Below are 14,925 nucleotides of genomic sequence, written 5' to 3'. Positions count from 1 at the left end.
TGACTCGTAATCGAGTGCAGAAGTAGCTTCATCGAGAATTAAGATATCGGGTTCGGTGAGTAATGCACGCGCAAGTGCAATCCTTTGACGTTGACCACCTGAAAGATTCGAACCTTTTTCTGATAAGGGATAATTAAAATTATCAGTCAATGTCATGATAAATTCATAAGCTCCCGCTAATTTTGCTGCGTGAATTACTTGCTCGTCAGTCGCTTGTGGATGACTCAAACGGATATTATCTGCGATCGAACCAACGAATAAGGTACTTTCTTGTAATACAACGCTCATTTTTCGGCGTAATGATACAGTGTCAGCGACAGCTAAATCCATGCCATCAACAATAACTTGTCCATGTTGTGGGATATAAAGCCGTTGTAATAATTTCGTTAAAGTACTTTTTCCAGAACCTGAGGGGCCGGTAATACCAATAAATTCACCTGCATTAACCATAAAGGATAAATTATTGAGAACTTCAGGCGTATCAGGTTGATAGCGAAAACGGATATTTTGAAACTCGATTTTGCCGTGAATATTTGACGTATTTGCAATCCCTTTACGTTCATTTTCTACCGGTTCATCAAGAATATCTCCCACCCGGCGTAATGAGATAATGGTATGTTGGAAATCTTGCCAAACTTGGGCAAACCGCAATACAGGCTGCGTAACATGTGCACTTAGCATATTAAATGCCACTAATTCGCCAGGAGATATTCCACCATTTAATACCTCTTTGACACCAACCCACAAAAGGATCGCAGTCGTTATTTTGCTCACAAAAGTCATTAATTGAGAGGCTACTTCACTGCGCATTGAGACTTTGAAGCTTTGAGTTAGCTGTTTGCTAAATATTTTTTTCCAGCGTTGATTAAAATATTTTTCTGTTGCGGTTGTTTTGATGGTTTCAATCCCAGTGATACTTTCGGTGAGAAAAGTGAGACCATTTTCATCCGCTTGATAAGATTTTTCAGTTTGTTGGCGAATAATGGGGCCGAGTATCATCCATAAAACAAAAAATACCCCCATTGAGCCCAATAAAATCCAAGCCATCAAACTACTGTAGGAAAATAAAACTGCGACAAAAAGGATGACAAAGATAAAGTCAATAAATAGCATCAGTGTTGAGCCCGTTAAAAATTGCCTTATATGGGCTAATTCACGGATCCTAGCGATAATTTTCCCTGTTGGCCTTAACTTAAAATAATTTAACGGTAAGGCCATTAAGTGGCGATAAATTTTCCCTGACAACTCAGCACTGATCTGGCTACTACTATGACTAAAAATTTTATTACGAATAAAACCATATATCGGTTCTGCAACAGCAATGGCAAAAATCGCCAATGCAATGACATGTAAATTTGAGAGACTGCGACCAACTAACACTTTGTCGATTAAATTCTGAAATAATAGCGGGCTAATTAAGGCAAAAAGCTGAATAATGGCTGAGAGAATAAAAATATTTCGTAATTTAACATGTTGCCGCAAAATAGAGGGAATAAACCAGCTAAAGCCAAAGGCCTTTTTTTGCTCCGGTTCTAATTGCTCCTTAATGAGTAATACATCATATTCAGTTTCTTGATGTCCAATAGAATTATGAATAGGTTTTCGTTCCTCATTAGTCGGGTTAATGAGAGTTAATTCATTTTCTTGGCTAATAACTTGCCAAAAACCATCTATATAGATTAAAGCGGGTAAAGGTAGCGTTTTCAATTGTGTATATTGCACAGCAATAAGTTTGGTTTCATACCCGAGTGTATGTGCGCATTCTCTAATTTCCCACTCCGTGGGGGATAGAGTTTGCATACCAATTGCATGCCTGAGTTGATCAGATGAAACATTGTTTTGGTAATATTTAGCCACCCAAACTAAGGCATCCAAGCCATGATTATTTAACTGTTCCATCGATTATTTTTCTCTCATCGCGTTTGAGGTGTACTCGTTAATAGGACTAAGCAAGTAGTCAATAATACGGCGTTTATCCGTTTTTATTTCTGCCACAATGGATAAACCGGGAGTCAGTTCAATAGATTTGCCATCAACAGATAGTTCTTTTTGGTTAAGACCAATTTGCCCTAAGAACACTAATCCAAGCTTTTCATCGAGAGTACTGTCACGCGATATGGAAATTACTTCCCCTTCAATCGTGCCATAACGCGTGTAAGGGAATGCATCTATTTTCACCTCTGCTCTCAACCCTTCATGGATGAACCCAATGTCTTTGTTCAAGATTTTAATTTCAGCTAATTGAACATTATTGTTAGGAACAACAGCCATCAGTTGCTGTGCGGGTTGCAATACAGCTCCTAAAGTGTGTGTGGCAAGCTGTTGAATAGTGCCATCAACGGGAGCTCGTATAATTTCTAATTGATTTCTTTCTTTATTTTTTAATAGTTCTTGCTCAAGGGAAGCCCGCTTAAAGTCAGCTTGTTTGTATTTTTCATCCCACTCTTGGTTTTTTTGGGCTTTTATCCGGTCTATTTTTTCATTTAAGGCATGGTGCTGGCTTTTTAGAATTGAAAGCTCAGATAATTTGGTCACTTTTTCTTTTTTAGCGATTAATAGTTCTCGCTCTTGTTCTAAAAATTCCTTTTGGCTGATTAACTGTTTTTCAGTTAACGAATGGTGTGCATCGAGGCGTTTTTTGATATTGACAATAAGGCAGTTGATAGTGAGTAATTCATCTTTTCGGGCTTGTTGATTGGCGGTATTCAATTGAATTTCATTATTAAGTTCATTCATTAATGAATCAAATTCTAATTTTTGTGTTTGATAGCTAGCCTGCGTATTGTTTTGTTCTGTTTCAGTTAATTGATTAAATAAAGGTAACTGCTCAATAGGCTGTCGTGAAATCAATGCCTGATAAATTAATATTTCGGCTAAATGAAAGTTATGCTGGTAATTTAAACTTAGGATATCTTGGTCAACACCTAACACATTAACGGTAATTAAAGGGTCTCCTTGTTTTACTGTTTGCCCGTCAGTAACATGAATATGTTCTAAACGGCTTAATTCAAACGCTTGAATTAACTGTGTTCGCCCTGAAACAATAAGTTTACCCTGTGTGGTGGCTTGAATATCCAATTTACCAAAAAATGACCAAGTCACAGCAAGAAAAATACCCACACTAATAGAAATAGCAACGTATAGTGCCAAGTAAGATGGGGGAGTTTTTAATATCGCCAAGTGTGAAGGCAAAAAGCTGTTATAACGGTTTTTGTCTAATCGATGTTTCATTTTACGTCCATGTCTGATTTCAAAGACTGCTGTAGAGTCCACAAGTGTTTATAAAAACTACCTTGTTCAATAAGTTGCTGATGGCTACCTTGCTCAATGATTTCACCATGTTGCATCACAATGATCCGCTGGTGATGGCGAATGGTTGATAAGCGGTGAGCAATTGTGATGACGGTTCTTCCCTTTGCAATGAATTGCATATTTTCTTGAATAACCGCTTGGGATTCGTCGTCTAAAGCGCTAGTTGCTTCATCAAAAATAATCACTCTAGGGTTTGAAAGCAGCGTTCGCGCAATTGCAATGCGTTGGCGTTGGCCACCCGAAAGAGATGATCCCCCCTCAGCAAGAACGGTGTCGTAGCCTTTGGGTAATTTCAAAATAAATTCATGTGCTCCTGCCATTTTGGCAGCATGAACCACTTCATCCATGGAGGCATTAGGTGAGGTTTGAGCAATATTATGAAAAACAGATTGGCTGAATAAGAAATTCTCTTGCAACACAATACCAATTTGCTGACGAAGAGAGTGTAAGTTAATCGCGGATATGGGGGTGCCATCCACAAAGATGGTTCCACTTTCAGGGGTATAAAGCCGTAGTAATAATTTAGCAAGAGTGCTCTTACCTGACCCTGATGTGCCAACAATGCCAATGGTTTCTCCCGCTTCAATATTTAAATTAAAGTTTTTTAGAACAAACGGCATGTTCGGTTGGTAGCGGAACGAGATATTTTTTAGGTTTAGATGCCCTTGAAGAGGTAAATTATTTTCTTGTTGAGATTGTTCGATGGGTAAGTTGATAATCTGGGACAGTTTTTCGATAGCGACGCTCGTGCGAATATAGTCTCCCCAAAGCTTGGTCAGTTTGATGAGGGGCTGGTTAGCATGGTTAACCATCATATAAAAAGCAATAAGTTGGCCAATTGTCATCTGTAATGCTAAAACTTCAGAGGCACCAACCCACAATACAATCGCACTGGTGATTTTTTCGATAGCCATAACGAGATGCTCGGAGCGGGAGCTAATTTGTCCTGCTACAAAGTTAGTTTGGCTCATATCTGAGGTTTGACCATCCCAGCGACGCGTAAAATTCGGTTCGACGGATAAGCTTTTGGCGGTTTCTATCCCATTAATACTTTCGGTCAAAAAAGATGTATTAATGGCGATATTAGTAAACTGTTGCTGTGCGGCAGATTCGATTTTAGGCGTTAGCCACCAAGCCAATAAAAGATAAAAAGGTATAGAGCACAAAAATATTATTGTGAGTGTCGTGGAGATCGAATTCATCACGAAAATGAATACAAATAAAAACAACACATCAACACATAGAGTGAAAAAACTACTGGTTAAAAATTCGCGAATAGTTTCGAGCTCTTTTACGCGAGTGACAATCGCACCTATTTGCCTACTTTTAAAAAAGGGAATAGGCAATCTCAATAAATGATTAACTAGTTTCAAGCCGAGTGTCATATCAATACGGTTAACTGTATGATGATAAATGTATTCACGTAACCCTTTTAACGTTACTTCTATTAGTGCAGCAACCATTAACCCAAAAATTAAAACGTCCAATGTGACTAAACTATTATGAACGAGCACCTTATCCATAATCACTTGCATAACAATAGGGGAGACTAATGCGAGGATTTGCAATATGAATGAAAAAAATAAAACCCATAAAATAATGGATTTGTATTTCAGAAACTCAGCTTGGAACCAAGTGATGTCAAATTGCCCTTGTTTAAGGTTTACTTGTAACCAATGGCCACTCCATTGTTGGTTTAGCTCGTCAATGCTCCATATCTCTGGCGGTCTATTTCCAAATTGCTGAATGAGAACCTGTTCTTGATTGCGGTTAGCTAATAGAAAAGCTTCGCCTTTGGTATTATATAAAATTGCTGGGCAGACGATTTTAGCTATATTTTTATCTTTCTGATATTTATTCCTACAGCGAATGGCGTGTTTCGATTTAATAATGTTAATTTTTTCATTATAACCAATAGATTGATTGAGTGTTTGTTCTAGTTCTTTAGGATTTACTTGCCCTGATAACTTAGCAATGACACTAATGAAATATAATGTTGATTTTGATTTTAGACTATCCATTTTCTATATTAATAAATTCCTTAAGTTATTTGAATTTTTAAATCCAAATTTGCATTAATAAAATATGCACTAGATAGTAATAAGGTGGAGTAGAATTTGGATAATACAGGGTTTGTAATTCGCTGTGTATTGAAGTTAGTCTTATTATGTAATTAATAAAGTAATTATATTTAACTACAAATATATTTAAAGATATTGAAAAGATATATGTCTTTTCAATATCTATATTTAAATATGATTAATTATTCAGAAATAGATAAAAAGCGATGGATAGCTCTTAATACATGGTCTGGTTTTTCTGCATGAACCCAGTGGCCCGTTTCAGCGACAACCCATGCTTTGGCTTGCGGAAATTGTTGTGCGATTTGCTCTTTATATTCCGCTTGCACATAAGGGGAATTTCCTCCGGGGATTAACAATACGGGTTTATCCCAGGCGGGTACGGTTTCCCAACCAATAATATGTTCATAATTCGCTTTAAGGGCAGGTAAATTAAATTTCCATTCACCTTGTTTAAAAGATTTAAGCAGAAATTGGATAACGCCTTCTTCGTTAATGTAATCACGCATAATCACAGTAGCTTCTTGGCGAGTTTTCGCATTTTTTTCTGTGACGGCATCAAGAGCCGCAAATATTTTATCATGACGACGAACTTGATAAGCGACAGGCGCCATATCAATAGCAACGATGTTATCAATAAAATTAGGGGCGATTGCAGTTGCAGCCATGGCAATTTTGCCACCCATTGAGTGACCAATTAAAATAGCATTTTCATACCCTAAAGATTTTATTAATGTAATAACATCTTGGGCCATTTGTTGGTAACTCATTTGCTCATCACGGAAAGAATCACCGTGATTACGAACATCAATTTGAATCGTATCGAAATATTGTTGTAAATTACGACCTAAAACACCTAAGTTATTGAGGTCACCAAATAACCCATGTATGAGTACTATAGGGCTATTTGAGATTGGATTTTCAGGCTTATGGATAGTATGGTTAAGTAACACAGTCATATTTATTTGATCAATTCGTCAGTGGTACATGTGGTCTTATCATGTCACGGCTCTGAGTAAAATCCAAATGGTCAAATAAACTACGATCTTGGCTGAGGTAAGTTAATGGTCGATAACCAAGAGGTTTATAGCCACTAAATTTCAGAAAGTTGAATTTGCTCTCGGAAGTAAAATACTGAAAGTAATGGCATGATAACCCACTGAATTATCTTTGAACTTAGAATAATGTTTACTTTAAGTTATTGAAATTTTAATTGTTTTGTTTTTTTTAAATCTGTCTTATAATCACACCGCAAATTTTAGTTAAATAAGTACTGGGAAAAAATGAAAACGATAGAAGTTGATGAAGAGCTTTACCGCTATATTGCGAGCCATACACAGCATATCGGTGAAAGTGCATCGGATATTTTGCGCCGTATGTTAAATTTCAAATCCGGGCAGCCAGTACAAGCAAAAGAAATTATTCAGGAACATGCCGCCATTAAGGCTGAACCTGCGATGAGTACACCCGCTGTTGCATTAAATCCTGTTAGAGTCATTAGAGAGCTTCTGTTATCTGACGCTTATGCAGAAAAAAGTAAAGCGATTGACCGCTTTATGTTGATTTTATCTACCTTATATAGTTTAGATGCAAATCGTTTTGCGAGTGCAACAGAGTTAATGCACGGCCGAACTCGTATTTATTTTGCGGGTGATGAGCAAACATTACTTGCAGCTGGCAAGCAATCTAAGCCGCGTCATATACCAGGAACACCCTATTGGGTGATCACAAATACGAATACTAATCGTAAGCGTAGTATGGTTGATGCAATCATGCAGGAAATGCAATTTCCAGCCAATGTGATTGAAAAGGTTTGTAATACTATTTAAAAACTGACAGGCCACTGGTGTTGATAACAAAGCATCAGTGCTTTGGGAGAAAACAAGTGACAATACATGAACGTGCAGGGCAGCTTCCGTTTCAAAGTGACTTGATCAATGTCGCTCAATTAACCGCTCAATATTATACGCAGCAACCACAACCTGGAAATGCATCTCAAGCTGTTAAGTTTGGAACATCAGGGCATCGCGGTAGCTCATTGCGTAAAAACTTTAATGAAAACCATATACTAGCCATTGCACAAGCAATTGCTGATTTACGCAAAAAGCAAGGCGTAACAGGCCCTTGTTTTGTGGGAAAAGACACCCATGCGCTATCAGAAGCGGCATTTATGACTGTGGTTGAAGTGTTAGCGGCAAATCAGGTTCATGTTATTGTTCAGGAGAATAATGGGTTTACTCCAACTCCCGCTATCTCTCACGCTATCTTAAGTTATAACCAATCACACCAAGATGTTGCGGATGGCATTGTGATTACACCATCACATAACCCACCTGAAGATGGCGGTATTAAATACAACCCAGCAAATGGCGGGCCGGCTGATACCGATTTAACCTCTGTGATTGAGAAAAATGCCAATCAATTGCTAGCGAATAACCTTGAAGGTGTAAAACGAGTAAGTTTTGATACAGCGATGGCGAGTGAATATGTCATCCAGCAAGATTTGGTTATGCCTTATGTCTCTGCATTAGGTGAAGTTGTTGATATGCAAGCAATTGCCAAGTCAGGTTTAAAATTTGGTGTTGACCCTCTAGGCGGCTCCGGTATTGAATATTGGAAAAAAATTGCAGAATATTATCAACTCGATATTGAAATCGTAAACGACCAACTCGACCAAACTTTCCGCTTTATGCCACTTGACCATGATGGTGTTATTCGCATGGATTGCTCATCCAGTTGGGCGATGGCGGGTTTGCTTGGGATGAAAGAAAAATTTGATCTTGCGTTTGCCAATGACCCAGATTACGACCGTCATGGCATCGTCACGCCAGATGGTTTAATGAATCCAAATCACTATCTTGCTGTTGCTATTGATTATTTATTTCAACATCGTCCTCAATGGGGTAAAGATGTTGCCGTCGGCAAAACATTGGTCTCGAGCGCCATGATTGACCGTGTGGTTAATGACATCGGTCGTGAACTAGTCGAAGTACCTGTAGGGTTCAAATGGTTTGTTGATGGCTTATTTAGCGGTAAATTAGGTTTTGGTGGCGAAGAAAGCGCTGGAGCATCGTTCTTAAAATTTGATGGCACACCGTGGTCAACGGATAAAGACGGTATCATTCTTTGCTTACTCGCAGCTGAAATTACGGCTGTTACAGGTGAAAATCCTCAACAACGTTATAATAATCTCGCTAAGAAATTCGGCGCGCCGATTTATAACCGTATCCAAGCGAAAGCCACTCACGAAGAAAAAGCAAAGCTAAGTAAATTATCACCTGAAATGGTTGCAGCAGATACATTGGCGGGAGATAAAATTACACAGCGTTTAACCGCTGCGCCAGGTAACAATGCACCAATCGGCGGTTTAAAGATCATGACGGATTATGGCTGGTTTGCAGCAAGGCCATCAGGCACGGAAGAAGCCTATAAAATTTATTGTGAAAGTTTCCGTGGTGAAGAGCATTTACGTCAAATAGAAAAAGAAGCGATTGAAATCGTAAGCAAAGTTATTCGCTAATTTTTAATCCTCAATAAAAGACATTTCAATGAATATCCCGAAATACAGCGCAATGACGTAATTCGGGATATTATCGCTTATTTATTGTTAATTTCTCCATAAAATGATGCTTGTCGAGAGTGTGACAAGATTAACAAAATTCTTTTCCTCATTATCAAAAAATAACCCCCCTTTCTTTTTTAGGCTTGTTGACAATAACCGTTGCAGCTAAAGGCTTGGAGTGGTACAACTTTAATTATCTGAGTGAATTTTATTAACCATAATTGAAGATGGATAGGGTGAGGTCAATGAGTCAGGTTTATAATTTCAGTGCAGGTCCAGCTATGCTACCTGTTGAAGTCATGCGTCGTGCTGAGCAAGAATTTTGTAATTGGAAGGGGTTAGGCGTTTCTGTGATGGAAGTGAGTCACCGCGGAAAAGACTTTGTCGAAGTGGCAACAGAAGCAGAGCAAAATCTACGTGATTTATTAAATATCCCTGATAACTATAAAGTTTTATTTTGTCACGGCGGAGCACGGGCCCATTTTGCAACGTTACCAATGAATTTATTAGGTGATAAAACGACAGCAGACTATATTGTAAGCGGTTATTGGTCCGAGTCTGCAGCAAAAGAAGCTGAAAAATACTGCACGCCTAATGTGATTCAAATTACTGAAGAAAAAGACGGTGTCGTGAGTTTAAAATCCATGAAAGAATGGCCGTTAAGTGACGATGCTGCTTATGTCCATTATTGCCCAAATGAAACCATTGGCGGCTTAGCTATTCATGAGGAACCTGACTTCCCTGAAGATAAAATTATTGTTGCTGACTATTCCTCTTCTATCTTATCTAAACCGATTGATGTAAGCCGTTATGGTGTAATTTATGCAGGGGCTCAAAAAAATATTGGGCCAGCAGGACTAACTATCGTTATTATCCGAGAAGACCTACTCGGTAAAGCTTCACCTCAGACTCCATCCGTATTTGATTACACGGTATTAGCAAAACATGATTCAATGTTTAATACTCCACCGACTTTCGCTTGGTATCTCGCAGGTATGGTCTTCAAATGGTTAAAAGAGCAAGGCGGTCTGCAAGAAATGGCTAAGCGTAATTATGAAAAATCACAATTACTCTACAATGCAATTGATGATAGCCAGTTCTATATTAACCGTGTTGCAGTTGAAAACCGTTCTTGGATGAATGTACCGTTCCAAATGCAAAACCCAACCCTTGATGCGAAATTTATTGAAGAAGCCAAAGAACAAGGCCTACTTTCGCTGAAAGGCCACAAAGTGGCTGGTGGTATGCGCGCATCAATCTATAATGCGATGCCATTAGCGGGAGTTCAGGCTTTGGTTGATTTTATGGCTGATTTCGAACGTCATAACGCTCAATAACGAGATTTGCCGACTGAAATAGGATGTTCAGTCGGTTATTTGTGCTCTTTGCATTTGACTTAAAAGAAAATAGAGCCAAATTTTATTTACTTGCAAACTTCACTGGAGAAACTGCTTTTTATGCAATCCCTGACATTACAACCTATTCCTTCAATTAACGGCACAATTAATTTGCCAGGGTCAAAAAGTGTCTCAAACCGCGCACTGTTATTAGCCGCGATGGCTAAAGGAACGACCACACTCACTAATTTATTGGACAGTGATGATATTCGCCATATGCTGAATGCATTAACCCAGTTAGGTGTTAGCTTCCAACTGTCTGAAGATAAAACACGTTGTCGTGTGGAAGGTTTAGGCGGAAATTTATCTCATCCAGATGAGCTAGAAATATTTTTAGGCAATGCGGGAACGGCAATGCGCCCACTGACTGCTGCACTATCACTAAGTCACAATAATATTATTTTAACGGGTGAGCCTCGCATGAAAGAGCGCCCAATTGGGCACTTGGTCAATGCATTAAAGGAAGGTGGTGCTGAGATTGAATATTTGGAACAAGAAAACTACCCGCCACTACGTTTAAAAGGTGGTTTTATCGGTGGCCAGATTTCAGTCGATGGGTCTGTTTCCAGCCAGTTTTTAACCGCATTGTTAATGGCGGCTCCGCGTGCAGAGCAAGATACAACAATTACAATTATTGGCGAGTTAGTCTCCAAGCCTTACATTGATATCACGTTAGCACTGATGAAAACGTTCGGTGTTAGTGTCGAAAATCATCAATATGAACATTTCGTCATCAAAGGGCAGCAACAATACCAATCACCGGGTGAATATTTGGTTGAGGGTGATGCTTCATCCGCATCTTATTTCCTCGCTGCGGCTGCCATTAAGGGGGGCGTGGTACGAGTCACAGGAATTGGGCGCAATAGTTTGCAAGGAGACACGAAATTCGCCAATGTATTAGAAAAAATGGGGGCGACTGTTCGTTGGGGTGATGACTACGTTGAATGTGAACGCGGAACATTGACGGGCATTGACATGGATATGAATGCGATTCCTGATGCGGCAATGACCATTGGTACCGTCGCTTTATTTGCTGAAGGCGAAACAGTGATACGTAATATCTATAACTGGCGAGTGAAAGAGACCGACAGGTTATATGCGATGGCGACAGAGCTAAGAAAGGTTGGCGCTGAAGTGGAAGAAGGGCATGATTATATTCGTGTGGTCCCACCGAAAAAATTACAACATGCTGAAATTGAAACCTATAACGATCATCGTATTGCAATGTGTTTTTCATTAGTTGCGTTATCAGATACGCCAGTAACAATTTTGGATCCCGGCTGCACTGCAAAAACGTTTCCTGATTACTTCGAACAGTTGGCACGTTTAAGTCATTAATCTATTGATTGGGTTGATATTATTTTGTTTTGTATCAACCTAATTTTTATGGTTCAAATATCAATTTTTTCTTATTTTTTAGTAATCATCAGAACCTGCTTATTTCACAAATCTACTGAATTGGTATAATACCTTCACAGATTTTAATTGCGGGTAGCTCGGCTATTTGCAGAAAAGGAGATTTTTTATGGTGGCGATAGCCCCTGTAATCACCGTTGATGGACCAAGCGGAGCAGGTAAAGGTACACTTTGCCAAGCATTAGCAAACGAATTTGGGTGGCAACTTTTAGACTCAGGCGCAATTTATCGTGTATTAGCGTTAGCTGCGTTACATCACCATGTTGATATCCAATCCGAAGATGCGTTAGTGCCTTTGGCTGCAAATTTAGATGTGAAATTTGTTCCTGAAGACAATGTACTGAAAGTCATTCTGGAAGGGGAAGATGTTTCAAATCAAATTAGAACCGAAACAGTAGGAAACACGGCATCCCAAACAGCAACTTTTCCTCGCGTGCGTGAAGCGTTACTTCGACGCCAACGTGCATTTAGAACTCTACCTGGGCTTATTGCTGATGGCCGTGATATGGGAACGGTGGTTTTCCCCGATGCACCAGTAAAAATTTTTCTTGATGCCTCAGCTGAAGAAAGGGCTCATCGGCGGATGAAGCAGTTGCAAGAGAAAGGTTTTGATGTTAATTTTGAACGTCTTTTGAGCGAAATTGAAGAACGTGACTTTCGTGATCGTAACCGTTCTGTTGCCCCCCTTATTGCCGCGAAAGACGCATTAGTGCTGGATTCCACAAGTATGTCTATTGGGGAAGTTATTGAAAAAGCACACACCTATGCAAAAAAAATTCTACAATTATCGTGATAATAGGCTTTATTTTAGCTTATAATTAGATAATATACGCAGTTACCGCTATGTGATTATATTATTAGCATAGCATCAACCTTGCGACATGGAATGTTGTGGGGTATGTGAAACAACCCCATTTGGCGGGAAGCTAAGTGGACGTTAATTTAAAACTCTTGAAGATCATTAATATGACTGAATCTTTTGCTCAACTCTTTGAAGAATCCCTGCAGAATATTGAAACTCGTCCTGGTTCTATCGTCCGTGGTACTGTTGTTGCCATCGATAAAGACGTAGTCCTTGTTGACGCAGGTCTTAAATCAGAATCTGCTATCCCAGTAGAACAGTTCAAAAATGCTCAGGGTGAGCTAGAAATCCAAGTTGGCGATGAAATCGATGTAGCTCTGGATGCAGTAGAAGATGGTTTCGGTGAAACTATCCTTTCTCGTGAGAAAGCTAAACGTCATGAAGCATGGCTGATGCTGGAAAAAGCTTACGAAGAAGCTGAAACTGTAACTGGTGTTATCAACGGTAAAGTTAAAGGTGGTTTCACTGTTGAACTGAACGGTATTCGTGCGTTCTTACCAGGTTCACTGGTTGATGTACGTCCAGTTCGTGATACTACTCACTTGGAAGGCAAAGAGCTTGAGTTCAAAGTAATCAAGCTGGATCAGAAACGCAACAACGTTGTTGTTTCTCGTCGTGCTGTAATTGAATCTGAAAGCAGCGCTGAGCGCGATCAACTGCTGGAAAATCTGCAAGAAGGCATGGAAGTTAAAGGTATCGTTAAGAACCTTACTGACTACGGTGCATTCGTTGATCTGGGCGGTGTTGACGGCCTGCTGCATATCACTGACATGGCTTGGAAACGTGTTAAACACCCAAGCGAAATCGTCAACGTTGGTGATGAAATCAATGTTAAAGTTCTGAAATTCGACCGTGAGCGCACTCGTGTTTCTCTGGGTCTGAAACAACTGGGCGAAGATCCTTGGGTCGCAATCGCTAAACGTTACCCAGAAGGTACTAAACTGACTGGTCGCGTTACTAACCTGACTGACTATGGCTGCTTCGTAGAAATCGAAGAAGGCGTTGAAGGTCTGGTTCACGTTTCAGAAATGGATTGGACTAACAAAAACATTCACCCATCTAAAGTTGTTAACGTTGGTGATGTTGTTGAAGTTATGGTTCTGGATATCGATGAAGAACGTCGTCGTATCTCACTGGGCCTGAAACAGTGCAAATCTAACCCATGGCAGCAATTTGCTGAAACTCACAACAAAGGCGACCGCGTTGAAGGTAAAATCAAGTCTATCACTGACTTCGGTATCTTCATCGGTCTGGACGGCGGCATCGATGGCCTGGTTCACCTGTCTGACATCTCCTGGAACGTTGCAGGCGAAGAAGCAGTTCGTGAATACAAAAAAGGCGATGAAATCGCAGCTGTTGTTCTGCAAGTCGACGCAGAGCGTGAGCGTATTTCTTTAGGTGTTAAACAGTTAGCTGAAGATCCTTTCAATAACTACTTAGCAGCAACTAAGAAAGGCGCAATCGTGACTGGTAAAGTAATTGCAGTTGATGCTAAAGGTGCAACTGTTGAGCTGACACTGGGCGTTGAAGGTTACCTGCGTGCATCAGAAGCTTCACGTGACCGTGTTGAAGATGCAACACTGGTTCTGAACGTTGGTGATGATGTTGAAGCTAAATACACTGGTGTTGATCGTAAAAACCGTGTAATCAACCTGTCTGTTCGCGCTAAAGACGAAGCTGATGAGAAAGACGCTGTCGCAGCTGTGAACAAACAAGAAGATACAGCATTCGGCAACAATGCTATGGCTGAAGCTTTCAAAGCAGCTAAAGGCGAATAATTAAGTGGGGGCAACAGTAGTGTTGTCCCTTTGTAACGGTAGTTTAGGGAGGTACTATGACCAAGTCTGAATTAATTGAAAGACTGGCTAGCCAGCAGTCTCATCTTTCAGCAAAAACCGTTGAGGAAGCTGTAAAGGAAATTCTTGAGCATATGGCGGATACGTTAGCTAACGGTGAACGTATTGAAGTCCGTGGTTTCGGCAGTTTTTCTCTTCACTACCGTGCTCCACGCGTTGGCCGTAACCCGAAAACTGGTGATAAAGTGGAACTAGAAGGTAAATATGTTCCTCATTTTAAACCAGGTAAAGAATTACGTGATCGTGTAAATATTTACGGCCAATAATTAGGCTGTAGATCTTAATTATTACATCAAAACAGTGCTTGTATTCTATACGGCACTGTTTTTTTATATCTAACCAACACCAACACCAACACCAACACCAACACCAACACCAACACCAACACCAACACCAACACCAACACCAACACCAACACCAACACCAACACCAACACCAA

11 protein-coding genes are annotated in these 14,925 nt (G+C 39.8%); 7 read left to right on the top strand and 4 right to left on the bottom strand.

Translation table 11 applies throughout. From position 1 onward, the window contains the following. The 4 genes from PSF09_RS02410 to ybfF form a co-directional block, all read right to left on the bottom strand. The coding region (locus tag PSF09_RS02410) for a type I secretion system permease/ATPase (RefSeq protein WP_272683421.1) at nucleotides 1-1,899 on the bottom strand (1,899 nt) is incomplete at its 3' end. Between the two features lie 3 nt (nucleotides 1,900-1,902). Beyond that, the gene (locus PSF09_RS02405) at nucleotides 1,903-3,231 is read right to left on the bottom strand and encodes an HlyD family type I secretion periplasmic adaptor subunit (RefSeq protein WP_272683420.1); all 1,329 of its coding nucleotides are present in this window, start codon (nucleotides 3,229-3,231) and stop codon (nucleotides 1,903-1,905) included. Next, nucleotides 3,228-5,333 (bottom strand): peptidase domain-containing ABC transporter, encoded by a 2,106-nt coding sequence (locus PSF09_RS02400; RefSeq protein ID WP_272683419.1) that lies wholly within the window; start codon nucleotides 5,331-5,333, stop codon nucleotides 3,228-3,230. Before PSF09_RS02400 ends, PSF09_RS02405 begins: the two co-directional genes overlap by 4 nt. A gap of 242 nt (nucleotides 5,334-5,575) precedes the next feature. Next, a complete protein-coding gene (gene ybfF / locus PSF09_RS02395) occupies nucleotides 5,576-6,352 on the bottom strand; it encodes an esterase (protein ID WP_272665315.1) in 777 nt (258 codons plus the stop codon). Nucleotides 6,353-6,676: 324 nt separating this feature from the next. Between ybfF and seqA the strand changes: the two genes are divergently transcribed. From seqA to ihfB, 7 genes are all read left to right on the top strand, one after another. Further along, nucleotides 6,677-7,222: a replication initiation negative regulator SeqA gene (gene seqA / locus PSF09_RS02390; RefSeq protein WP_210840129.1), complete on the top strand. Its 546-nt coding sequence runs from the start codon at nucleotides 6,677-6,679 to the stop codon at nucleotides 7,220-7,222. Between the two features lie 56 nt (nucleotides 7,223-7,278). Further along, on the top strand, nucleotides 7,279-8,913 hold the full coding sequence (gene pgm / locus PSF09_RS02385) for a phosphoglucomutase (alpha-D-glucose-1,6-bisphosphate-dependent) (protein ID WP_272665314.1): 1,635 nt from the start codon (nucleotides 7,279-7,281) through the stop codon (nucleotides 8,911-8,913). Between the two features lie 287 nt (nucleotides 8,914-9,200). Continuing rightward, nucleotides 9,201-10,292 carry a 3-phosphoserine/phosphohydroxythreonine transaminase gene (gene serC, locus PSF09_RS02380; RefSeq protein WP_210840131.1) on the top strand — a complete coding sequence of 364 codons (1,092 nt, stop codon included), beginning with the start codon at nucleotides 9,201-9,203 and terminating at the stop codon, nucleotides 10,290-10,292. A gap of 120 nt (nucleotides 10,293-10,412) precedes the next feature. Next, nucleotides 10,413-11,690, top strand: a complete 1,278-nt coding sequence (aroA, locus tag PSF09_RS02375) for a 3-phosphoshikimate 1-carboxyvinyltransferase (RefSeq protein ID WP_210840132.1) — start codon at nucleotides 10,413-10,415, stop codon at nucleotides 11,688-11,690. 187 nt (nucleotides 11,691-11,877) lie between these two features. Further along, entirely contained in the window at nucleotides 11,878-12,561 is a 684-nt protein-coding gene (gene cmk / locus PSF09_RS02370) for a (d)CMP kinase (RefSeq protein WP_004909557.1), read from the top strand. A gap of 173 nt (nucleotides 12,562-12,734) precedes the next feature. After that, a complete protein-coding gene (gene rpsA / locus PSF09_RS02365) occupies nucleotides 12,735-14,408 on the top strand; it encodes a 30S ribosomal protein S1 (RefSeq protein ID WP_004909559.1) in 1,674 nt (557 codons plus the stop codon). A 56-nt stretch (nucleotides 14,409-14,464) separates the two neighbouring features. Beyond that, nucleotides 14,465-14,752: an integration host factor subunit beta gene (gene ihfB, locus PSF09_RS02360; RefSeq protein ID WP_004256221.1), complete on the top strand. Its 288-nt coding sequence runs from the start codon at nucleotides 14,465-14,467 to the stop codon at nucleotides 14,750-14,752. Nucleotides 14,753-14,925: the final 173 nt, after the last annotated feature.

The sequence above is a fragment of the Providencia sp. PROV141 genome (assembly GCF_028481645.1).
Classification (GTDB): domain Bacteria; phylum Pseudomonadota; class Gammaproteobacteria; order Enterobacterales; family Enterobacteriaceae; genus Providencia; species Providencia rettgeri.
Note: the sequence above shows the minus strand (reverse complement) of the source record. Positions and strands in the feature narration are given on the sequence as shown.